The organism is Streptomyces sp. NPDC049585 (genome assembly GCF_040675615.1).
In the GTDB taxonomy this organism is placed as follows: domain Bacteria; phylum Actinomycetota; class Actinomycetes; order Streptomycetales; family Streptomycetaceae; genus Streptomyces; species Streptomyces luteosporeus.
Genome location: NZ_JBFAPE010000022.1, coordinates 48,805 through 71,102 on the forward strand (window position 1 = coordinate 48,805; position 22,298 = coordinate 71,102).

Here is a 22,298-nt window from a genome sequence, read left to right on the forward strand (position 1 = left end):
GTGTGGATGTCCGGGACGACCACCGCCGGCCCCCGACGGCCGGTCGGCGTTCCCCGGCAGCGGCGCTCCCGCCGCGCGGACGAACACGGCGGCGCCCTCGCCGGCCGCTGGACCGTGCTCGTCGTCCTCTGCGTCAGCCTGCTCCTGGTCGCCGTCGACGCCACCGTCCTGCACGTCGCGGTGCCGGCCGTCACCGAGGACCTGCGGCCCGGCGCGATCCAGCTGCTGTGGATCGTCGACGTCTACCCGCTCGTGTGCGCCTCGCTGCTGATCCTCTTCGGCACCCTCGGCGACCGGGTCGGACGCCGGCGCGTGCTGCTCCTCGGCTACGCCCTCTTCGGCATCGCCTCCGCACTCGCCGCCCTCGCCACCGCGCCCGAAGTGCTCATCGCCGCCCGCGCCCTCCTCGGCGCCGGCGGAGCCATGATCATGCCGGCGACGCTGTCGATCCTCCGCCAGATCTTCCCCGACCGGCGCGAGCGCGCCCTGGCCATCGGCGTGTGGAGCGCCGTCGCCGCCGTCGGCGCCGCGGTCGGACCGCTGCTCGGCGGCTTCCTGCTCGAACACTTCTGGTGGGGCTCGGTCTTCCTCATCAACGTCCCGCTGATGATCGTCAGCCTGCCCGTCGGCCGCTGGCTCCTGCCGGAGTCCACCGGCGAACGCGACGGACCCTGGGACGTCCTCGGCGCCCTCATGGCCGCCTTCGGCCTCTTCGGCGTCGTCTACGGCGTCAAGCACGTGGGCGGCCCCGAGGCCCTCTCGCTCGACACCGTCGTCCCGGCCGGCGTCGGCGCCGCCCTCCTCGTCCTCTTCGTCCGGCGGCAGCGGCGGCGCACCCACCCCCTGGTCGATCTCACGATGTTCGCCCGGCCCGCGTTCGGCACGTCGGTCGGCTGCATCGTCCTCGCCATGCTGGCCCTCGTCGGCCTCGAACTCATCGCCGCCCAGTACCTGCAGCTCGTCCTCGGCCTGACACCCCTGCAGACCGGGCTGCGCCTGCTGCCCCTGACCCTCGCCGCCATGGCCGCCGGCCTCGCCGGCTCCCGCGTCCTGCAGCGCTTCGGACCGCGCACCATGGTCTGCGCCGGCTTCGTGCTCACGGCCATGGCCGTGCTCTCGCTGACCGCCATGGGCCGCACCGACCGGCCCCTCACCCTCGTCGCCGCCTTCGTCGTCCTCGGCTTCGGGCTGGAGACGACGCTGTTCGGTGCGTACGAGTCGATGCTCAGCGAGGCACCCGCGGAATCCGCCGGCGGCGCGGCGGCCATCGGCGAGACGTCCTACCAGCTCGGAGCCGGCATCGGCATCGCCCTGCTCGGCAGCGTCATGAACGCCGCCTACGCGCCGGGCGTCGTCACCGTGCCGGGAGTGCCGTCGGCGGCCGGACTGGCGGCACGGCACTCGCTCGGCGAGGCGTACGACGTCGCGGACCGCCTGGGCGGACCGGCGGGGCCCGCGTTGCGCGCGGCGGCGCGCGATGCGTTCGTCTTCGGGCTGCATGTGACGCTGGCGGTCAGTGCGGGGTTGCTGCTGCTCGGCGCGCTGGCGGCGCTGCGGCTGCCGCGGGCGATGGACTGCGGCACCGCTACCGCGGCCGTCCCGGCAGCCCGCGAGGGCTAGCGCCTGTCCGGCGGATCTTCGTCACGCGCCACCACGGCGCCCCGTCAGGGGCGCGGGGAACTGCGTGACAAGCCACGACGTGCCCGCAGATTGTCCGGGCCCCGGGGTGGCGTGTCGGCTGCGGGCCGTCGCGGGCTGATCGCGCAGTTCCCCGCGCCCCTACGGGGCGCCGTGGTGGCCCGCGACGACGATCCGCCGGACACGGCCTAGCACCCCCGGACCGGGGGTCCGGGAGCGGAGCCCCGGGAAACGGTGAAAGGGCGGGGTGGGGGATCAGCCCGCCGCAGGCGTCCTCGGCCACTGGACGGGGTGGGTTACTGCGCCGTAACGTCGTCGGCGCACCCGAAGATCACGCCCGCATCCGCCGGAGGCCCTCGTGTTCGACGCCCACGACCCCCTCGGGATCGACGACCTGCTCGGCGACGAGGACCGCGCCATCCGCGACGCGGTACGGCAGTGGGCCCGCGAGCGCGTGCTGCCGCATGTCGCCGAGTGGTACGAGCGCGGTGAGGTCCCCGCCCGCGAACTGGCCCGTGAGCTCGGCGCCCTCGGCGCCCTCGGCATGCAGCTCACCGGCTACGGCTGTGCGGGGGCGAGCGCGGTGCAGTACGGCCTGGCCTGCCTGGAGGTGGAGGCCGCCGACTCCGGCATCCGCTCCCTGCTGTCGGTCCAGGGCTCCCTGGCGATGTATGCGATCCACCGCTTCGGCTCGGAGGAGCACAAGCAGCAGTGGCTGCCGGCCATGGCCACCGGCGAGGTGATCGGCTGCTTCGGGCTCACCGAGCCGGACCACGGCTCGGACCCGGGCGGCATGCGGACGTACGCCAAGCGCGACCCCGGCGGCGACTGGGTGCTGACGGGCCGCAAGATGTGGATCACCAACGGCTCGGTGGCCGGCGTGGCCGTCGTCTGGGCGCGTACGGACGAGGGCGTCCGCGGCTTCCTCGTCCCCGCCGGCACCCCCGGCCTCTCGGCGCCGGAGATCCGGCACAAGTGGTCGCTGCGTGCCTCCGTCACCAGCGAGCTGGTGCTGGACGAGGTGCGGCTGCCGGCCGATGCGGTGCTGCCGGAGGCCACCGGCCTGCGCGCCCCGCTGGGCTGCCTGAACCACGCCCGGTACGGGATCGTGTGGGGCGCCATGGGCGCCGCGCGCACCTGTTTCGAGACGGCGCTGGAGTACGCGCGCACGCGCGAGCAGTTCGGCCGGCCCATCGGCGGCTTCCAGCTGACGCAGGCCAAGCTGGCCGACATGGCGGTGGAACTGCACAAGGGGATCCTGCTGGCCCACCACCTGGGACGGCGGATGGACGCGGGGCGGCTGCGGCCGGAGCAGGTGAGCTTCGGCAAGCTCAACAACGTGCGGGAGGCGATCGAGATCTGCCGTACCGCCCGGACGATCCTCGGCGCCAACGGGATCTCGCTCGAATACCCCGTCATGCGCCATGCGACGAACCTGGAGTCGGTGCTGACCTACGAGGGCACCGTGGAGATGCACCAGCTGGTGCTGGGCAAGGCGCTCACCGGCCTGGACGCCTTCCGGTGAGACCCTCGCCCGTCGTCGGTTCCGCCGTGCCGCTCCACCGCCGCCTCGGCTGTGGCCGCTGTGCTTTCCCGGGGGGCCACCCCCGGACCCCCGGCCTTTTCCACCCCCGCCTCAGCTCTGGTTGAAGAAGCCGCCGTTCGAGCGGCCCACGGGCTCGCCGCTGACGACCTGGTAGTCGGCCGGGGTGAGGAGGAACACCCGGTTGGCCACGCGTTCGATCGAGCCGCGCAGGCCGAAGGTCAATCCGGCGGCGAAGTCCACCACCCGCTTGGCGTCGCTGGGCTCCATGCTCGTGAGGTTGACGATGACCGGTACGCCGGCCCGGAACAGCTCGCCGATGCCCCGGGCGTCCCGGAATCCGTCGGGGGTGACCGTGGCGATGCGGGTGCCCTGCTCCTGGGCCACCTCGTCGGCCACCCGGACCTTGGGGTTGGTCACCCAGGAGTCGCCGGGCCCCTCGTCGGAATCCTCTTCGTAGCCGCCGTAGTAGCCCTCGTCATCGCTGTCGTCGACGAGGCCAAGCCAGGCACTCGCCTTGCGCACCGATCCCATGGACGCCTCCTCTCACACGCGGTGTGTTCCGCCCGCTCCTCTATGGTCGTCCATGATGCGGATGATGTGCCAAGTGGATGGCGGCCATGCGGGGATTTCGTGACGCATCTGGTGCAAAGCGGGTGGCGGTGCGTCAGAAACTCCTATGAGTGGACCGCAGGCGCTGGACCTGGGCATATGCGGCATCGTGCGGGCGAGCGGGCTCCGCCCCGGAACGATTGTCCCCGGTGACTAGGATGCCCGGGCGCATCGACACCACACACGGGGGCACGTTTTGTTCGGGATCATCAGGCCATGCCGTCACCGGCTCTCCGAGAGCATGCGGACGGAGTGGATGGCGCATCTTTGCGGGTTGTGTCTGGCACTCAGGGGCGACCACGGTCAGTTTGCTCGAATAGCAACCAACTACGACGGTCTGGTCATATCGGTACTCGTCGAGGCCCAGTCCGCGGCACCCGCGCCCGGCGGCGCCGCGGCCTGGCGGCGTACGGCCGGACCCTGCCCGCTGCGCGGCATGCGCTCGGCGCCGGTCGCCCAGGGCGAGGGGGCCAGGCTGGCCGCCGCGGTCTCGCTCGTCCTGGCCTCGGCCAAGATGCGCGACCATGTCGCCGACGGCGACGGCGTGTTGGCGCGCCGTCCCGTCGCCGCGGCGGCGCGCCGCGTCGCCGCCGGCTGGGACCGGGCCGGCGCCCGTACGGGGGCGGAACTCGGCTTCGACACCGCCGTCCTGGTGGGCGCGGTGGAGCGGCAGTCCGGCCTGGAGGCGCTGGCCGGACCGGGCACCTCGCTGCTGGCCGTCACCGAGCCCACGGAGACCGCCACCGCCGCCGCGTTCGGCCACACCGCCGTACTGGCCGGCAGGCCGGGCAACCGGGCGCCGCTGGAGGAGGCGGGCCGGCTCTTCGGCCGGCTCGCGCACCTGCTGGACGCGGTGGAGGACCTGTCCGAGGACGCCCGCACCGGGGCGTGGAACCCCATCGCCGCCACCGGCAGCGCACTTGAGGACGTGCGGCGGTTGTGCGACGACGCGGTGCACGGCGTGCGGCTCGCGCTGCGCGACGTGGAGTTCGCGAGCAGGAGCCAGGGCCGGCTCGCGCACCTGCTGCTGGCGCACGAGCTGGACCGTGCCGTGGACCGGGCGTTCGGGACGACGTCCGGCGGCGCCTGTGCCGTACGGCACGAGGGGGCGACCCCCGAGGCCGCGTTCGGGCCGCCGCCGGTGATGCCGCCGCCGCCCGCGCCGCCGCGGCCGCCGCGCCGCAGGCGCGGGCTGATCGCCGGCTGCGCGGTGTGGACGCTCATGTTCTGCTCGTGCCAGGTGTGCTGCAAGGACCCCTACGAGGACCCCTGGACGGGGCGGCCGCGCGAGGGCTGGTGCGCCAAGTGCTGTGACAACTGCGACGGAGGCGACTGCAACGGCTGTGACGGCTGCTGCGATTGCTGCAACTGCTGTGATGGGTGCGATTGCTGCGACGGCTGTTGCTGCGACGGTTGCTGACCGTGCAGCGGAGAGCGAGGGGAGGGGTGCGGCCAGGGGCCGCGGGCGCGAAGGCGGCAAGGGGCGCCGCGCGGGGCGGCGTCAGCCCGTACAGGAGGCGGACCACACCCGACAGAAGTCGATGTGGTCCCGGGTGACCAGCCGCAGCCGAGGGCGCATGGCGCAAGTGGAGCAGGCATCCGCTTGTGCCGTCAACCGCCGTCCCGCCGCTGTGAGACGCACCGTTCACAGTGCGGGACACGGTTGACAGCCCACCCGCGCCCCGCCGTAGCCTCGGCACCCGGCCGTGCTGAGGGGCGCGGCCCGCGCGAAGGCGACCGACCACCCGTCCGGTCCCGCACCCACGGAGCCTTCGCATGCCCGCGCACCCCTTACGCCCGGCCGCAGCCCCCCGCCTCGCCCTCGTCGGCATGGGCCCCCGCGGCACCGGCCTCCTCGAACGCATCGCCGCCAACGCACCCGGCCTCCTGCGTGGTTCGCCGCTCGACCTGCACCTCGTCGACCCCTACCCGCCCGGCGGCGGGCGGGTCTGGCGGCGCGAGCAGTCCCCGCTGCTGTGGATGAACTCCCACGCCGAGGACGTCACCCTGTACACCGACGAGAGCGTTGCCTGCGCCGGACCCGTGCGGCCCGGCCCCTCGCTCGCCGAATGGGCGGCGCTGGTCCGGGACGGCGGGCCGGGTGCGGAAACGATCCGCCTCGATCCGGACACGGCCGCCGCCGTACGGGCCCTGCACCCCCGTGACTTCGCCGGCCGCCGGCTGCAGAACGCCTACCTGTCCTGGGTGTACGAGCGCGCCGTCGCCGCCCTGCCGCCCGGCGTCACCGTCCACCGGCACCACCGCCGCGCCGTCCGCCTCGACCGGGCGCCCGACGGCCGGCAGCGCCTGTGGCTGGACGGCGCCGATGCACCCCTGCTCGCCGACGCCGTCGTCCTGTGCCTCGGCCACCTCGACGCCGCACCCGACCCCGCCCAGCAGGACCTCGCCCGCTTCGCCGCCGCCCACGACCTGACCTACCTCCCCCCGCAGTTCACCGCCGACAGCGACCTGCGCGCGCTGCGCCCCGGCGAACCCGTCCTCGTGCGCGGCATCGGCCTCGCCTTCACCGACCTGATGGTCCTGCTGTCCGAGGGCCGCGGCGGCCGCTTCACCCCCGACGGCCCCGGCCGCCTCGCCTACCATCCCTCCGGCCGCGAACCCGTCCTGTACGCCGGGTCGCGGCGCGGCGTGCCGTACCGGGCGAAGATCGGCTACCCCTGGGACGGCGAACCGCTCACACCGCCCCGCTTCCTCGGCCCCGCCCAGGCCGAGCAACTGCGCCGGCTGCCCCGGGACCCCGACCTCCACCACGACCTGCTGCCGCTCGTCGCCAAGGACCTGGGGTACGCCCACTACCACCGCCTGTTCACCGCCCACCCCGAACGCACCCGCACCGCCTGGACCGACTTCGCCGAGACGTACGCCGCGAGCCCGCCCGGCAGCGCCGAACTCGACGCCCTGGTGGCGGCGTCGGTGCCCGACCCCGCCGACCGCCTCGACCTCGCCGCGCTCGACCGGCCGCTCCGGCTGCGGACCTTCCCCGGCACCGCCGCCCTGCAGGAGGCGGTGCGCACCCACATCGAGGCCGACATCGCCCGCCGCGACGACCCGCGGCACAGCGCCGACTTCGCCGTCTTCCTCGCCCTGCTGTCCGTCTACGCACAGCTCGGCAACGCCGGCGGGCCCGCGTGGCACGGCTTCTTCAGCTACCTGGCCTCCGGGCCGCCGGCGCCGCGGCTGCGGCAACTCGTGGCACTCTCGCGCGCCGGGATCGTCCGCTTCCTGGGGGCGGACGCCGTCTTCACGACGGACCGGGAAGCCGGCACCTTCCGCGCGCACGCCGCGAGCGTGCCCGGGCACGTGGTGCGGGCGCGGGCACTGGTCGAGGCACGACTGCCGGAGCCGACCGTGGAACGGTCCCGGGACCCGCTCCTGCGCGGGCTCGCGGCGAAGGCCACCGGGCGCGGACTGCTCGCCGTCGACCCCGCCGACGGGCGGGTGCGGGCGGGGCTCTACGCGCTGGGCCCCTTCACTGACGCGGGCGGCACGGGTGCGGCGTTCGCCCGGCCGCGGACGAACGCGGTGGCGTTCCGTCAGAACGACGCGACGGCGAGGGCGGTGCTGCGGCTGGTGGGCGGGGGAGTTGTTCCCCGTCCCCGCCCTTTCCCCGTTTCCGAGGAGTCTGCCGCCTCCTCGCACCCCCGCCCCGGGGCTGCGCCCCGGACCCCGGACCGGGCTTCGCCCGGTGTCCTCAAACGCCGGACGGGCTGAATCCGGCACCCGCCGGTTTCCCCGTACACCCCGAGGAGCTCCCATGTCAGTGCCCACCCGCCCCCTCCATCTCGCCGTCGCCCTCGACAACATCACCGCCCCCACGGCGGAGCCGTACGTCTGCGCCGCCCGTCTCGCCGAGCGGGGTCGGTTCGACTTCGTCACGCTCGACGACTCCTTCGCAGCCCCCGGCCGAGGCCGCGGCCGGCTCGATGCGCTCGCCGTGCTGGCGCGCGTCGCACCCGCCACCGAGCGGATCGGGCTCGTGCCGACCGTCACCACCACGCACACCGAGCCGTTCCACGTGTCGTCCGCCGTGGCCACCCTCGACTGGGTCAGCCGGGGCCGGGCCGGGTGGCAGGTGGGGGTCTCGTCCTGCGAGGCCGAGGCCCGTGTCTTCGGGCGGCGGCCTGCGCCCTCGCCCACCGAGGCGTGGCGGGAGGCGGATGCGGTCGCCGACGTCGCCGCCCGGCTGTGGGACAGCTGGGAGGACGACGCGGAGATCCGCGACGCGGCCACCGGCCGCTTCGTCGACCGCGACAAGCTGCACCACGTCGACTTCGAGGGCCCCGGCTTCCGCGTGCGCGGCCCGGCGATCGTGCCGCGGCCGCCACAGGGGCACCCGGTCGTCGTGGTCGACGCGACCGCCCCGCAGGCCCGGGAGGCCGCGGTCCGGCGCGCCGACGTGGCGTACATACGCCTGCCCCGCACGCGGGGCGCCGACCGGGCGCGGGCCGCCGCCGAGGACTTACGGCGCCGGGCCCGCGCCCACGGGCGGGACCCGGGGGCGCCGGCCGGCCGCCTCGTCGTCCTCGCCTCGCTGCCCGTGGCGCTGCACACGTCCGCCGACGCCGTGGCGCTGGCCTCGCTGCTCGGCTCCTGGTACGCGGACGGCGTGGCCGACGGCTTCCACTTGAGGCCCGAGCGGCCCGAGCGCGACCTCGCGCTGCTGGTGGACGCGACCGTGCCCGTCCTGCAGCACCGCGGTCTGCTGCGGGTGTTCTATCCGGGTGCCACGTTGCGCGAGCACCTGTGCCTGGCCCGTCCCGCCAACCGTTACGCGCGCACGGGGGAGTCCGCATGAACCGGCACCTGCATCTGGCCGCCCACTTCCCGGGCGTGAACAACACCACCGTCTGGCAGGATCCCCGCTCCCGCAAAGGGAGTCAGATCGACTTCTCCTCCTTCGAGCACGTGGCGCGCGTGGCGGAGCGGGGCCGGTTCGACTTCTTCTTCCTCGCCGAGGGGCTGCGGCTGCGCGAACACAAGGGTGCCGTGCACGACCTGGACGTGGTCGGCCGGCCCGAGTCGGTCACCGTGCTCGGCGCGCTGGCCGCCGTGACCGAGCGGCTGGGCCTGGCCGCGACGGTCAGCGCCACCTTCAACGAGCCCTACGAACTCGCCCGCCGCCTGGCATCGCTGGATCACCTCAGCGCCGGCCGGGCGGCCTGGAACGTGGTGACGACCTCCGACGCCTTCACCGGCGAGAACTTCCGGCGCGGCGGCTACCTCGACCACGCCGAGCGCTATACGCGCGCCGCCGAGTTCCTCGCCCTGGCCCGCGAGCTGTGGGATTCCCGGGCGCCCGGCGGCGGGGGCCGCCCCTTCGCCCATCGTGGGCGGCACTTCACGGTCTCGGGCGAGTTCGACGTGCCCCGTTCGCCGCAGGGGCATCCCGTGGTGATCCAGGCCGGCGACTCGGAGGAGGGCCGCGAGTTCGCCGCCTCCGCCGCGGACGTCGTCTTCACCCGGTACGGCACTTTGGAGGCCGGCCGCGCCTTCTACGCCGACGTCAAACGACGCCTGGCCGCGTACGGCCGGCGGCCGGAGGAGCTGAAGATCATGCCGGGGGTGACCTTCGTGCTCGGCGACACCGCGGCCGAGGCCCAGGAGCGGGCGCACGCCCTGCGCGAGCAGCAGGTCTCCCCGCAGACCGCGCTGCTGACGCTGGAACAGGTCTGGGGCCGCGACCTGTCGGACCTCGACCCCGACGGACCGCTGCCCACCTGCGACCCCGATCCGCAGGGCCGGCTCTTCCAGGGCCGGGTGGCCCTGGGCGACCCCTTCGCCGTCGTCGCCAAGTGGCGTGCGCTGGCGGAGGCGAAGGGCCTGTCCGCCCGGCAGACCGTCATCGAGGCGACGGGCCGTCAGTCGTTCATCGGCACGCCGCAGCAGGTGGCGGAGGCGATGGCGGGGTTCGTGGCGGCCGACGCCGCCGACGGGTTCATCCTCGTCCCGCAGCTCACCCCGGGCGGACTCGACGAGTTCGTGGACCGCGTGGTGCCGCTGCTGCAGGAGCGTGGCGTCTTCCGGGAGGAGTACACGGGCCCGACACTGCGGGACCACCTCGGGCTGGAGGTGCCGGTGTGGAAGGGTTGACCGTCATGAGCACGAGCGAGGCGCACCGGCAGTGGCGGGAGTGGTGCGAGCAGCGCACCGGGACGGTCGCGGCGCCGTACGGGCCGATGGCCCTCACCGGGACGCACTGGCTCCCCGACCTTCCGGACGGTCGGATTCCGGCCATTCCCGGGCAGTGGACCGAGGCGTCCGAGGGGGACGGGGTGCTGCTGCGGGCCGGCAGCGAGGACGATCTGGTGGTGGACGGCACGCCGTTCACGGGCGAGGTGGTTCTGGCCGCCGACCCCTCGCCGGAAGCGGCCCGGGTCGCCTCCGGCACGCGGAAGCTGCTGGTCATGCACCGCGAGGGGGTGTGGGCGGTGCGCGTCTTCGACCCGGACTCCGCCCGCCGCCGGGCGTTCGCCGGCATCGACGTCTTCCCCTACGACGAGCGCTGGGTGCTGCCGGGGCGCTTCCGCCCGTACGAGCGCGACCAGCGGATCACCGTGGAGAACGCCGACGGGCGCGCGCGGGGCCTGGCCCTGGCCGGCGAGCTGGTCATCGGCCCCGCCGCGCCGGACGGGGCCCCCGCCGGCGTACCGCACGGCCGGGAGTTCACGCTGCGGGTGGCGGCGGAGGCCGACGGCGCGCTGTGGGGCGTCTTCGCCGACGGCACCAGCGGGGTGTCCGGCTATCGCTTCCGCTTCCTGCGGCCGGGCGTCCCGGACGCCGACGGCGCTGTGACCGTCGACCTCAACCGCGCCCTGCTGCCGCCGTGCGCCTTCGCCGACCACTTCATCTGCCCCCTCCCACCGCCCGGCAACCGGCTGCCGTTCGCCGTCGAGGCGGGGGAGCGGAACCCGCTCGCACACTGATGCGTCGAACCGCCGGACGGGGCCGCCCCCGCCGTGGACGGGGGCGGCGTCCTGCGGACCCCGGCGGCGGGAGAGGCGGCCGGGGCGCTTCGGTGTGCGCGGGGGCGCGTCCGAAAGGAGCCCTTGCGCCGCGCGGTGCGGCGCCCGAATACTCCCGAACAGCGCTTGTCAGGGGCACGGCGAAAAACGGAATGTGCCGTGCCCTTCGACCGCGCCTCACGGGCCCGCCCACCGCGGACCCCCGACCCCACTCGGGAGGACATACGTGAGGATCAGGCGCACCACCCCCCGCAGCACCACCGCCCGGCGCGCCCGGGTCACCGCCGTCGCAGCCGGCCTCCTGGCCGCCTCCGCACTCGTCTCCACCCAGGCCCGGGCCGAGCCCGCCGCCGTCCCGACCACGGCGGCGCTCACCGCAGCGACCTCGGCCGTCGAGACCGCCGATGTTCCCGGCACCGCCTGGTACGTCGACGACACCAGCCACACCCTCGTCGTCACCGCCGACGCAGGCGTCCCCGCCGCCGGCCTGGAACGGATCAGACAGCAGGCGGGCCGGGCAGCCGGTGCCATACGCATCGAGCGCACCCCCGGCACCTTCCGCCCGCTCCTCGCGGGCGGCGACGCGATCTACGCCCCGACCTGGCGCTGCTCCCTGGGCTTCAACGTGCGCAAGGGCAGCACCTACTACTTCCTGACCGCCGGCCACTGCACCCAGGGCAAGCCGGCCTACTACGCCAACGCCGGTCACACCACCAGCATCGGCCCCACCACCGGCACCAGCTTCCCCGGCAACGACTACGGCATCGTGCAGTACACCAACGGCTCGCTCCCGCATCCCAGCGAGGTCGACCTCTACAACGGGCGCACCCAGCGCATCACCGCTGCCGGCAACGCGAGCGTCGGCCAGAGCGTCCAGCGCAGCGGCTCCACCACCAAGGTGCACGGCGGCAAGGTCACCGGACTCAACGCCACCGTGAACTACGGCAACGGCCAGATCGTGCGCGGTCTGATCCAGACCAATGTGTGCGCCGAACCGGGCGACAGCGGCGGCGCGCTCTTCGCCGGCTCCACCGCCCTCGGCCTGACCTCCGGCGGCAGCGGCAACTGCACCTCCGGCGGCACGACCTTCTTCCAGCCGGTCACCAAGGCGCTCAGCGCCTACGGGGTGAGCATCTTCTGACCCGTCCGACCCCTCCAGCCCCTCCGACCCTTCCGACCTGACCGCGAGCGTGCATTCCGCCCTTCCCCACGCCCGCCTGCGGCCAGCAGCAGGCCGAGCCCCCGGCATCCGCGCCGGGGGCTCGACCGTGCCCCGGCACGGGCATACCGTGGACGTAACAGCGGACCTTGTACGCATGTACGCAGGGGGTCGAGATGCTCGAAGACCTCGTGGTGGCGTTGGTGGCGGCGGGATCGGCCGGGCTGGTGTCCCTGCTGGCCTCGGCGCGGGTGGTCAAGCAGTACGAGCGCGGCGTCGTGCTGCGGCTCGGGCGACTGCGCTCGCAGATCCGGCAACCCGGCCTCACCCTGATCGTTCCGTTCGCCGACCGCCTGCGCAAAGTGAACATGCAGATCGTCACGATGCCCGTGCCCGCGCAGGAGGGCATCACCCGCGACAACGTCACCGTCCGGGTGGACGCGGTCGTCTACTTCAAGGTCGTCGACCCCGCCGAGGCCGTCATCCAGGTCGAGGACTACCGCTTCGCGGTCTCCCAGATGGCCCAGACCTCGCTGCGGTCGATCATCGGCAAGAGCGACCTGGACGACCTGCTGTCCAACCGCGAGAAACTCAACCAGGGCCTGGAGCTGATGCTCGACAGCCCCGCCGTCGGCTGGGGCGTCCACATCGACCGGGTCGAGATCAAGGACGTCTCCCTGCCCGAGACCATGAAACGCTCCATGTCGCGGCAGGCGGAGGCCGAGCGCGAGCGGCGGGCCCGCGTGATCAACGCGGACGCGGAGCTGCTGGCGTCGAAGAAGCTCGCCGAAGCCGCGGCGACGATGTCCGCCCAGCCGTCCGCGCTGCAGCTGCGGCTGCTGCAGACGATCGTGGCCGTTGCGGCGGAGAAGAACTCCACGCTGGTGCTGCCCTTCCCGGTGGAGCTGCTGCGCTTCCTGGAGCGGGCGGGCAGCGCGGCGCCGGAGGCCGCGCAGCGGCCGGAGGCGGAGCCCACCGCGCCGCCGGTGCGGGGGCCGGTGCCGGTGGAGCCGGTGCCGTTGGAGTTCGGGCACGTCGAGTCCGGGCGTCCGCAGTCCGAGGAGACCGAGGCGAATATCGGACACACCTGAGGGGCGTGCGCCTGCAGCTGGCCGTTCCCCCCTCAATCTCCCCCGGCTACCGCTGGGAGGTGCCCCCGGACGGGCTGACGAAGTCGGCCCGTCCGGCGATTGAGGACACCGGGGCCGGGGCGCGAGCCCCGAGGCCTGCCGCAGGCGTACGCCCGCGGCGCGCGCATGGGCATGCGCGCGACCGGAAGTCGCCCTTGTGCACTCCCTTGCCCGGTCGGGACACTCGACGGACCAACTTGGCATGGACGCGACCTCCAACGGGGGTGCGGCTGTGTCGTTCGTCCTCCGGGCCCGGCCGATCGCGACCGACGGGTCCCACCCCCCACTGGAGGTGCCGAGTTGAAGATCCGTCGGTTGCCCGTGCGGGCCGTCCTGGCGGGAGCGGCGGCCGCCGTGCTGGCCGCCGTCACTCTTGCCCCGCACCCCGCCGCGGGGGCGCAGCCGTGGCAGGCGCGGCTGGAGGAGGCCCGCCGCACCCTGGACGCACGGGCCGCCATTCCCGGCACCGCGTGGATGACCGACCCGAGAACGCACCGCGTCGTCGTGACCGCCGACAGCACCGTCAAAGGGGCGAAGCTGGCCCGGTTGAAGGAGGTCGCCTCGGGTCTCGGCGAGGCGGTCACGGTGCGCTCGATTCCCACCCGGCTCACCCGGTACCTCGCCGGGGGCGAGGCGATCTGGGGCGGCTCGGCCCGCTGCTCCGCCGGGTTCAACGTGGTCAAGGACGGCCGGCCGTACCTGCTGACCGCGGGCCACTGCGGCAAGGCCGCGAACGTCTGGGCGGCGGTCCGTGGCGGGGCGCAGATCGCGAAGACCGTCGCCGCCACGTTCCCCGGGCACGACCACTCCCTCGCCGAGTACACCGCCGGTGTCGCGCATCCCGGTGCGGTGATGCTCTCGGGCGGCCGTACGCAGGCGATCCGGCAGGCCGCCGCGGCGCACGTCGACGAGCCGGTCTCCCGCAGCGGTTCGACGACCGGCGTGCACACCGGCAAGGTCACCGGTCTCGACGTCACCGTCAACTACCAGGAGGGCCGCGTCGACGGGCTGATCCGTACCGACGTCTGCGCGGAGCCCGGCGACAGCGGCGGCCCGCTCTTCGACGGCGACAAGGCGATCGGCCTGACCTCCGGCGGCAGCGGCAACTGCACACAGGGCGGGGAGACCTACTACCAGCCGGTGCCCCAGGCGCTGCAGGCCTACGGGGCGTCCCTGGAGACGGGTACGGGCTGAGGCGGTCCGGCCCCCACGAACAGCGGCCCCCGGACACACCTCCACGGTGTCCGGGGGCCGCGCCCACGCCGGGCCGGTCAGAACTCGAAGACCAGGCCCTTGCCCGCCTTCAGCTCGCACGGGTTGGCGAAGGTGTGCTCGAAGTTCACTCGGCGGCCCTCCCACACGCCCTGGGCGGTGACCACGCTCGGGTTCCACTCACGGGTGCAGAACGTGCCCTCCTTGACCTGGGTGATCTTGGTGAAGTCACCGCCGGCCTGGCGCAGTTGCGCACAGGCACCCTGGGTGTTCGGGTGAGTGCCGCTGGGCTTGGGCGTACAGGTGAGCGTCACCGCGCGCTGTATTCCCGAGGCGACCGCGGAGTCGCCCTGGCCGATGGTCAGTACGAGCGCTGAGGGCGCGTACAGACTCTGCGTCTGTGCCGCGGGTATGGGCGTGGGGGCGGCGCTCGCCGACGTTCCGGCTGCCATCAGGCCGCCCAGCGCCACCGCGGCTCCCAGCGCGAGTCCCCCAGTGATGTACCGCATTGCGAACACTCCCTTGCTCGTGGCTGCAGATAACGGACGGCAGTCTTGCTCAACTCGTGCATGAACGCACTCTCATCGAACACTTTCAGTCGCTGCGCGAGGACCCTGCGTAGTGGAGTGGTGTGGCTGGATTCCTGTCCGCTTCTGTGGCCGGACGATCTCCCCGGGGCGTCGCGCGAGTGCTGGGGGTGTGCTCGCGCCCGGCTTGGGAGGGAAGCGGGGGAAGCAATGTTTCAGGCGTGTTGACCTGCAAGGATTCCTTGAATTCTCTGATGAATTATCAAATGAGCCTGAGAAAACATGACTTGCGGCGGCGTTGACCATTGGATCCAAAGCCCTGCGAGCCGGCCTGCGGAGGCCTCGCGTCGTCCGGCCGAAAAGGGTGCGCCCGGTTGCCCGTGCGACGGCCGGGGTGGTCGTGGCATGCCGCAGCAATGACCGAAGACCGCTCTAACCGACCGTTCGGTCTGTCGTTCCGTGCGTACGCCGCAGGGCGAGGCCCAGGGCGACCAGCGTGCCCGCCACCGCCCACCCGGACAGCACCAGCAGCGGGCAGGTCAGCCCGTTGCCGTGGAAGTAGGCGACGGAGCGCGCCGACCAGGTGCCGGCGCCCGGGGGCAGCGCCGGGCCGATGGCCCGCCAGAACGGCGGCAGCAGCGGGTAGGGGTAGGCGCCGCCCGCGCTGGGATTGCCCAGCACCACCACCAGCGCGATCGCCAGCCCGATGCCCACCACCCCCGCCAGCCCCTGCAGGGCCAGGGTGAGTGCACCGACCGCGAAGACCGTCAGGGCGCCCAGCCCCCACAGTCCCGGCAGGCTGCCGGGCAGCGCGTCCAGCACCGGCCCGGCGATCACCGCACCCAGCAGCCCCGCCGCGAGGGCGTAGAGGGCCAGGACGCCGAGCCGGATCAGCGCGCGGTGCGTGTTGGCGGGCCGGGCCCCGGCGCTGATGGCGAGGATCGCGGCGCACAGGTAGCCGCCCACGCACCAGCCGACCGCCAGGTAGAACGAGGTCAGTCCCCGGGCGTCGCCGGCCGCCGCCGGGGCCACGTCGAGCACCTTCAGCGCGCGCTGCTGGGCCTGCTCGGCCCGGGTGAGCACCGCCTCGGTGGCCTGGGCGAGCGAGGCCCCGGCCCCGCCGGCGACCAGGAGGGTGTCGGTGGTGCCGCGCGGGTCGACGACCAGCGCGGCGTCCAGCTCCCGCTCGCCGATCCGCCGCCGCGCCGTCGCCTCGTCGGCCACCGCGGTGGGCTCCAGCGGGTGCCCGGGCAGCGCCCCCAGTTGCTGCACCACCTGCGTCGCCACCGGGCCGGGCGCGACCACGCCAAGGGAGATGTCCGCCGGCTTCGGCCGGTGGAAGGCGCCGACGTAGGAGGCGATGAACGCCAGCTGCAGCACCAGGGTGCCGATCACCAGGGCGGCCGCCCGGCCCGTGACCGCGCTGCGGACCTCCCCGAGGAAGCGGGTGGCACCGCCGGGGTCGTGGACCATGCGCCGCTCCTTGCTCGCTGCGTCTCCCGCTGCCGTCTCGCGTCGTCCTGCTGCCGTCTCGTCCTGCTGCCGTCGCTCCTCGCCGCCCAGCCTGCGATCGCGTGCGGCCGTGCGCAGGCCGGGCGGGCCGTTCGGGTGGCCGGGGGCGATCGGAGGCAGGCCTCGCACGGGATTCGTACGAACGTTCGAGAAGTGGTTTATGGTGGTGACAGGGAGGGCGAAAGGATTCGGCCATGGAGTGAGCGCGAGCGGCAGGAGGTGCGACGGCTGTGGCGGTCCCCGCGTTCACACACCTGCACACCGCCTCGGGCTTCTCGATGCGCTACGGCGCCACGCACCCCGAGCGGCTGGCCGAGCGCGCCGCCGAGCGCGGCCTGGACGCGCTCGCCCTGACCGACCGCGACTCCCTGGCCGGCGCCGTGCGCTTCGCCAGGGCCGCGGCCCGGGCCGGGGTGCGCCCGCTGTTCGGCGTGGACCTCGCCGTACCCGACCCGCTGCCCGAGCCCGGACCCGCCGGGACGCGCCGCCGCACCCCCGCACGCGGCGGGGCCTTCGTCGACGAGTCCGCCCCCCGCGCCGTCTTCCTCGCCCGCGACGGCGCCCGCGGCTGGGCCGCCCTGTGCGGCCTGGTCTCCGCCGCCCACGCCGGCGGCACCGAACGCCCCGGGCTGACCCGCGCCGACCTGGCCGGTGCCGCCGCCGGCCTGCGCACCCCGCTGACCGTGCTGCTCGGCCCCGGCTCCGAGGTCGGCCGCGCCCTGGCCGCCGGCCGCCCCGACCGCGCCGCCCGGCTGCTCGCCCCCTGGCGGGAAATGTTCGGTGACGCCCTGCGGCTGGAGGCCGTCTGGCACGGCCGCACCGGCACCGGCCCCGGCTCCCTGCGGCTCGCCGCCCGCACCGTCGGCTTCGCCGCCGAGGAGGGCGTACGCGCCGTCCTCAGCAATGCCGTCCGCTACGCCGACCCCGGCCAGGGGCCCGTCGCCGACGTCCTGGACTCCGCCCGTCTCCTGGTGCCCGTCGACCCCCGCCGGCCCGAGCAGCACGACGGCGGCGAACGCTGGCTCAAGGACGGCGCCCGCATGGCCGACGTGGCCGCCCGCATCGCCGAGGCCGCCGGCCAGGGCCGCACGGGCGCCCACCGGCTGCTCGCCGCCACCGAGGAGAGCGCCGCCGCCTGCCTGGTCGACCCCGAGGACGACCTGGGCCTGGGCTCCGTCCACTTCCCCGAACCCCACCTCGTCGGCGCCGACCGCCGCACCGCCGCCCGCGTGCTGCGCTCCCGCTGCGCCGCCGCCATGGTGCGCCGCGGCCACGACCGCGACCGCCGCTACTGGGACCGGCTGGAGGAGGAGCTCGCCATCATCGAACAGCGCGGCTTCCCCTCGTACTTCCTGACCGTCGCCCGGGTCGTCGACGACACCCGCGCCCTCGGCATCCGCGTCACCGCACGCGGCTCCGGCGCCGGCTCCCTCGTCAACCACCTGCTCGGCATCGCCCACGCCGACCCCGTCGCCCACCACCTGCTGATGGAGCGCTTCCTGTCCACCCGGCGGGCCGCGCTGCCCGACATCGACATCGACGTCGAGTCCGCCCGCCGCCTGGAGGTCTACCGCGCGATCTTCGAACGCTTCGGCGAGGACCGCGTCGCCACCGTCTCCATGCCCGAGACCTACCGCATCCGGCACGCGATCCGCGACGTCGGCGCGGCCCTCGGCATGGCGCCGGCCGAGGTCGACCGGCTCGCCAAGGCCTTCCCCCACATCCGCGCCCGCGACGCCCGCGCCGCCCTGGCCGAACTGCCCGAACTGCGCGCCGTCGCCGCCGAGGACCACGGCCGGCTGTGGGAACTGGTCGAGGCCCTCGACGGACTGCCCCGCGGCATCGCCATGCACCCCTGCGGCGTCCTGCTCTCCGACGCCTCCCTGCGGGCCCGCACCCCCGTCGTGCCGACCAGCGGCGAGGGATTTGCGATGTCGCAGTTCGACAAGGACGACGTCGAGGACCTCGGACTGCTCAAGCTCGACGTCCTGGGCGTGCGGATGCAGTCCGCCATGGCCCACGCCGTCGCCGAGATCCACCGAGCCACCGGCCGCCGCATCGACCTCGACGACCCCGCACAGGTGCCGCCGGGCGACCGGCGGACGTACCGGCTCATCCGCTCCGCCGAGACACTCGGCTGCTTCCAGATCGAATCGCCCGGCCAGCGGGACCTGATCGGCCGGCTGCAGCCCGAGAACTTCCACGACCTCGTGGTCGACATCTCCCTCTTCCGGCCCGGCCCCGTCGCGGCCGACATGGTCCGCCCCTTCATCGCCGCCCGGCACGGCCGCGCCCCCGCCCGCTACCCGCACCCCGACCTCGCCGAGACCCTCGGCGAGACCCACGGCGTGGTCGTCTTCCACGAGCAGATCATCGAGATCCTGCGCATCATGACCGGCTGCGACCGCGGCTTCGCCGACGAGAGCCGCCGCGCCCTGTCCGAACCCCACCTGCAGGGCCGCGTCCGGGCCTGGTTCGAGGCCAGGGCCAAGGAACGCGGCTACAGCGACGAGGTCGTCCGGCGCACCTGGGAGATCGTCGAGGCCTTCGGGGCCTACGGCTTCTGCAAGGCCCACGCCGTGGCCTTCGCCGTACCCACCTACCAGTCCGCCTGGCTCAAGGCCCACCACCCCGCGGCCTTCTACGCCGGACTGCTCACCCACGACCCCGGCATGTACCCCAAGCGACTGCTGCTCGCCGACGCGCGGCGGCACGGGGTGCCGATCCTGCCGCTGGACGTGAACCGTTCGGGAACGGCCTATTCGATCGAACTGGTGTCTGATGGAGTGTGGGGGCTCCGACTCGCCCTGTCCGAAGTCCAGGGCATCGCCAAGGCCGAGGCCGAGCGCATCGCGGCCGGCCGCCCCTACACCTCCCTGCCCGACCTGTGGCAACGGGCCCGGCCCGCCCGCCCCGTCGCCGAACGCCTCGCCCGCGTCGGCGCGCTCGACGCCTTCGGCACCAACCGGCGCGACCTGCTGCTGCACATCGCCGAACTCCACCACGGCGGACGGCACGCGAGGACGAACCAGCCCACGCTCATCGACAGTGCCCAGGCCGAACCCATCGGCCTGCCCGACCTCGACGCCCGCGAACGCCTCGGCGCCGAACTCGACGTCCTCGGCATGGACACCTCGCGCCACCTGATGACCGACCACCGGCAGTTCCTCACCGAACTCGGCGTCACCCCGGCCCGACGGCTGCGCGACGCCCGCCACGGCGAAACCGTGCTGGTCGCCGGCGCCAAGGCCGCCACCCAGACCCCGCCGGTGCGCTCCGGCCGACGCGTCATCTTCACCACCCTCGACGACGGCACCGGCCTCGTCGACTGCGCCTTCTTCGACGACAGCCACGCGACGTGCGCCCACACCGTCTTCCACTCCTGGCTGCTGCTCGTCCGCGGCGTGGTGCAGCGGCGGGGGCCGCGGAGCCTGAGCGTGGTGGGGGCGGCGGCGTGGGATCTCTCCGCGCTGCTGCGCGTGCGGAAGGAAGGCGGGCTGGGGGCGGTGGCCGAGCTCCTCGCCGCCGCCCCGGCGGACGGGGCCCGGGCCGCCGGGCCGGAACCCGAACGCCGCATCGAGATGCCCACCGGCTACGAGATGCACCCGTGGGCCGACCTCCGCCCGGCGGGCGAGGGCGCGCCCACGGGGCGCAAGCTGTGGCATGCGAGCCAGGGGAGCGCGGGCCGATGACTGCGCGCCGGCTTTCCGTGGTCCAGGCTGCCGGCGCGGAGCCCCGGCAGCCTGGACCGGGGGCGAAGCTCCCCCCGCGGCGCAGCCCCATGCCGATACCGCCGGGAAGGGGCGGGGCGGGGGAGGAAACCGCCACCGCCACCACCCTCTACGTGCACTTCCACCCCGCCCGGGCCCGCGGCGTCCTCGACGAGGAGACGTTCGACGGGCTTCTCGGGCTGCTCGCCGAGGTCACGCCCGTCGTACAGGTCCTGCCTCCCGACGCCGCCCTCATGGACGTCCGCGGCGCCGTGCGCTACTTCGGGCACGATCCGGCCGAGCTGGCCGATCTGCTGCGCGTGCGCACCCTCGCCCGGTACGGCGTCGACTGCACGATCGGCATCGCGGCCAACCCCATGCTCGCCCGCATGGCGGCGCAGGACGGCCCCGCGGGAGCCGTGCGCGCCCTCCCGGAGGGGGACGCGGCGGCTGCCGAATTCCTGGCGGACAAGCCCGTCGCCGCCCTGTACGGCGTCGGCCCGGCCACCGCCCGTACCCTGCGCACGTACGGCCTGGACACGGTGGGCCGGGTCGCGGCCGCCCCGGTCTCCGCGTTGCAGCGCATCCTCGGCGCGGCCGCCGGGCGGCGGTTGCACGAGCGGGCGCGCGGCATCGATCCGACGCCGGTGACGCCCGACGCCCGTGCCGTGTCCCTCGGTGTCGAGCACCGTTTCCGCGCCGACGAGCTGGATGCGGAGCACCGTCGCCGTGCGCTGCTGGCGCTCGCGGACGGGCTGGGTGCCCGGATGCGGGCGGGCGGGCAGGTGGCGCGGGCCCTGAAGCTGACCGTGCGGTACGCGGACGGCTCGTCCAGCACGCGGTCCCGGGCGTTCGCCGAGCCGACCGCGCACGGTCCGGAGCTGATCGCCGCGGCGTATGCGCTGCACGAGGCACTGGCCCTGCAGCGGGCCCGGGTGCGGGCGGTGGCGCTGCGGGCGGAGGGGGTGGGCGACGGGCGGTCGGCCGCGCACCAGCTGACGTTCGATCCGGCCGACGAGAAGGCGCGCCGGGTGGAGGCGGCGATGGACCGGGCGCGGGCGCGTTTCGGCACGGGGGCGGTGGGGCCGGCCGCGGCGCTGGACGTACGGGAGCCGGGGGCGGCGTAGCTGTTCGGCGGCCTCATCGTTCCCTCGGGCCGTCCCTGTCCGGCCATGGCCGGAATGGATCAACTCCTGGGTCGATTGCTGGAATTCCTGTCCTTTTTCTTGACGTCCAGGTGAACGGCACGCACCCTACTCGAAAGTAAGTTTACACCCCCGTAACTTAACGGGGGTAACTCCCCCTGCCGTAAAAGGAGTTACCGTGCGCCTTCGCCATGCCCGATGGAGATGTGCCGCCCCCCTCCGGTCCCTTCTGGCCGCCCTCGCCCTGACCCTGGCGATCGTCGCGACGCCGCAGGTCGCGACGGCTGCCCCGGCCGGTACCCGCACCGCCGGCACCGTCAGCAGCGGCTGGAACGACTACACGTGCAAACCGTCCGCCGCCCATCCCCGTCCCGTCGTCCTCTCCCACGGAACCCTCGGGAACTCCGTCGACAACTGGCTCGCGCTCGCCCCCTATCTGACCGCCCGGGGCTATTGCGTCTTCTCCCTCGACTACGGCCAGCTCCCCGGCGTCCCGCTCTTCCACGGCCTGGGCCCCGTCGCGGAATCGGCCGGCCAACTGGCCCGGTACGTCGACAAGGTGCTGGCCGCCACCGGCGCGAAGAAGGTCGACATCGTCGGCCACTCGCAGGGCGGCATGATGCCCCGCTACTACCTGAAGTTCCTCGGCGGTGCCCCCAAGGTCAACTCCCTCATCGCCGTGGCCCCCACCAACCACGGCACCACCCTCAGCGGCCTGACCAAACTCATGGACGCCGTCCCCGGTGCCCGCGCCGCCATCGGCGGCACCGCGCCGGGCCTGACCGACCAGGCCGTCGGCTCGGACTTCCTGCGCCGGCTCAACGAGGGCGGCGACACCGTCCCGGGCGTGCACTACACCGTCATCGCCACCCGCTACGACGAGGTCGTCACGCCCTACACCTCCGGCTTCCTCAGCGGCCCCGACGTGCGCAACGTGCTCCTGCAGGACCTGTGCCCGATCGACATCTCGATGCACGTGACCATCGGCACGATCGACCGGGTGGTCTTCCACGAGATCACCAACACCCTCGACCCCACCCGCGCCACCCCCTCGACCTGCGCGTCGATGGTGAGCTGAGCACGCTGACACGCCGGCGTAAATCGCTGGCCCGGTCGCCCGGTGCGGG

The 22,298-nt window shown here is 74.1% G+C and carries 16 protein-coding genes; 13 read left to right on the top strand and 3 right to left on the bottom strand.

Annotated elements, in window-relative coordinates; genetic code table 11:
• Positions 1-6 precede the first annotated feature (6 nt).
• Entirely contained in the window at positions 7-1,620 is a 1,614-nt protein-coding gene (locus AB0K17_RS21855) for an MFS transporter (protein ID WP_365968991.1), read from the top strand.
• A 376-nt stretch (positions 1,621-1,996) separates the two neighbouring features.
• Positions 1,997-3,163 carry an acyl-CoA dehydrogenase family protein gene (locus AB0K17_RS21860; RefSeq protein WP_365983932.1) on the top strand — a complete coding sequence of 389 codons (1,167 nt, stop codon included), beginning with the start codon at positions 1,997-1,999 and terminating at the stop codon, positions 3,161-3,163.
• 111 nt (positions 3,164-3,274) lie between these two features.
• On the opposite strand, the gene AB0K17_RS21865 is transcribed toward AB0K17_RS21860, so the two are convergent.
• Positions 3,275-3,715 carry a cell division protein SepF gene (locus AB0K17_RS21865; RefSeq protein WP_344438067.1) on the bottom strand — a complete coding sequence of 147 codons (441 nt, stop codon included), beginning with the start codon at positions 3,713-3,715 and terminating at the stop codon, positions 3,275-3,277.
• 274 nt (positions 3,716-3,989) lie between these two features.
• Between AB0K17_RS21865 and AB0K17_RS21870 the strand changes: the two genes are divergently transcribed.
• The 8 genes from AB0K17_RS21870 (at position 3,990) to AB0K17_RS21905 (ending at position 14,259) form a co-directional block, all read left to right on the top strand.
• Complete coding sequence (locus tag AB0K17_RS21870) at positions 3,990-5,213, top strand: DUF5685 family protein (protein WP_365983933.1); 1,224 nt, start codon at positions 3,990-3,992, stop codon at positions 5,211-5,213.
• Between the two features lie 356 nt (positions 5,214-5,569).
• The gene (locus AB0K17_RS21875; protein ID WP_365983934.1) at positions 5,570-7,525 is read left to right on the top strand and encodes an FAD/NAD(P)-binding protein; all 1,956 of its coding nucleotides are present in this window, start codon (positions 5,570-5,572) and stop codon (positions 7,523-7,525) included.
• Positions 7,526-7,568: 43 nt separating this feature from the next.
• Positions 7,569-8,609, top strand: a complete 1,041-nt coding sequence (locus AB0K17_RS21880; RefSeq protein WP_365983935.1) for an LLM class flavin-dependent oxidoreductase — start codon at positions 7,569-7,571, stop codon at positions 8,607-8,609.
• A complete protein-coding gene (locus AB0K17_RS21885; RefSeq protein ID WP_365983936.1) occupies positions 8,606-9,904 on the top strand; it encodes an LLM class flavin-dependent oxidoreductase in 1,299 nt (432 codons plus the stop codon). Before AB0K17_RS21880 ends, AB0K17_RS21885 begins: the two co-directional genes overlap by 4 nt.
• Positions 9,905-9,909: 5 nt before the next feature.
• Entirely contained in the window at positions 9,910-10,737 is an 828-nt protein-coding gene (locus AB0K17_RS21890; protein ID WP_365983937.1) for a DUF1684 domain-containing protein, read from the top strand.
• Positions 10,738-11,002: 265 nt separating this feature from the next.
• On the top strand, positions 11,003-11,917 hold the full coding sequence (locus tag AB0K17_RS21895) for a S1 family peptidase (protein ID WP_365983938.1): 915 nt from the start codon (positions 11,003-11,005) through the stop codon (positions 11,915-11,917).
• A 194-nt stretch (positions 11,918-12,111) separates the two neighbouring features.
• Complete coding sequence (locus AB0K17_RS21900) at positions 12,112-13,026, top strand: slipin family protein (RefSeq protein WP_365983939.1); 915 nt, start codon at positions 12,112-12,114, stop codon at positions 13,024-13,026.
• Positions 13,027-13,365: 339 nt separating this feature from the next.
• The gene (locus AB0K17_RS21905) at positions 13,366-14,259 is read left to right on the top strand and encodes a S1 family peptidase (RefSeq protein WP_365969702.1); all 894 of its coding nucleotides are present in this window, start codon (positions 13,366-13,368) and stop codon (positions 14,257-14,259) included.
• Between the two features lie 77 nt (positions 14,260-14,336).
• On the opposite strand, the gene AB0K17_RS21910 is transcribed toward AB0K17_RS21905, so the two are convergent.
• Positions 14,337-14,786 carry a subtilase-type protease inhibitor gene (locus AB0K17_RS21910; protein WP_365969703.1) on the bottom strand — a complete coding sequence of 150 codons (450 nt, stop codon included), beginning with the start codon at positions 14,784-14,786 and terminating at the stop codon, positions 14,337-14,339.
• A gap of 450 nt (positions 14,787-15,236) precedes the next feature.
• Positions 15,237-16,277 carry a DUF3533 domain-containing protein gene (locus AB0K17_RS21915; protein ID WP_365983963.1) on the bottom strand — a complete coding sequence of 347 codons (1,041 nt, stop codon included), beginning with the start codon at positions 16,275-16,277 and terminating at the stop codon, positions 15,237-15,239.
• Between the two features lie 317 nt (positions 16,278-16,594).
• On the opposite strand from AB0K17_RS21915, the gene dnaE reads away from it, so the two are divergent.
• From dnaE to AB0K17_RS21930, 3 genes are all read left to right on the top strand, one after another.
• Positions 16,595-20,008 carry a DNA polymerase III subunit alpha gene (dnaE, locus tag AB0K17_RS21920; RefSeq protein ID WP_365983965.1) on the top strand — a complete coding sequence of 1,138 codons (3,414 nt, stop codon included), beginning with the start codon at positions 16,595-16,597 and terminating at the stop codon, positions 20,006-20,008.
• Positions 20,009-20,097: 89 nt separating this feature from the next.
• Positions 20,098-21,153 carry a hypothetical protein gene (locus AB0K17_RS21925; protein ID WP_365969704.1) on the top strand — a complete coding sequence of 352 codons (1,056 nt, stop codon included), beginning with the start codon at positions 20,098-20,100 and terminating at the stop codon, positions 21,151-21,153.
• A gap of 196 nt (positions 21,154-21,349) precedes the next feature.
• Positions 21,350-22,249, top strand: a complete 900-nt coding sequence (locus tag AB0K17_RS21930) for a triacylglycerol lipase (RefSeq protein ID WP_365969705.1) — start codon at positions 21,350-21,352, stop codon at positions 22,247-22,249.
• The last annotated feature ends 49 nt before the right edge of the window (positions 22,250-22,298 follow it).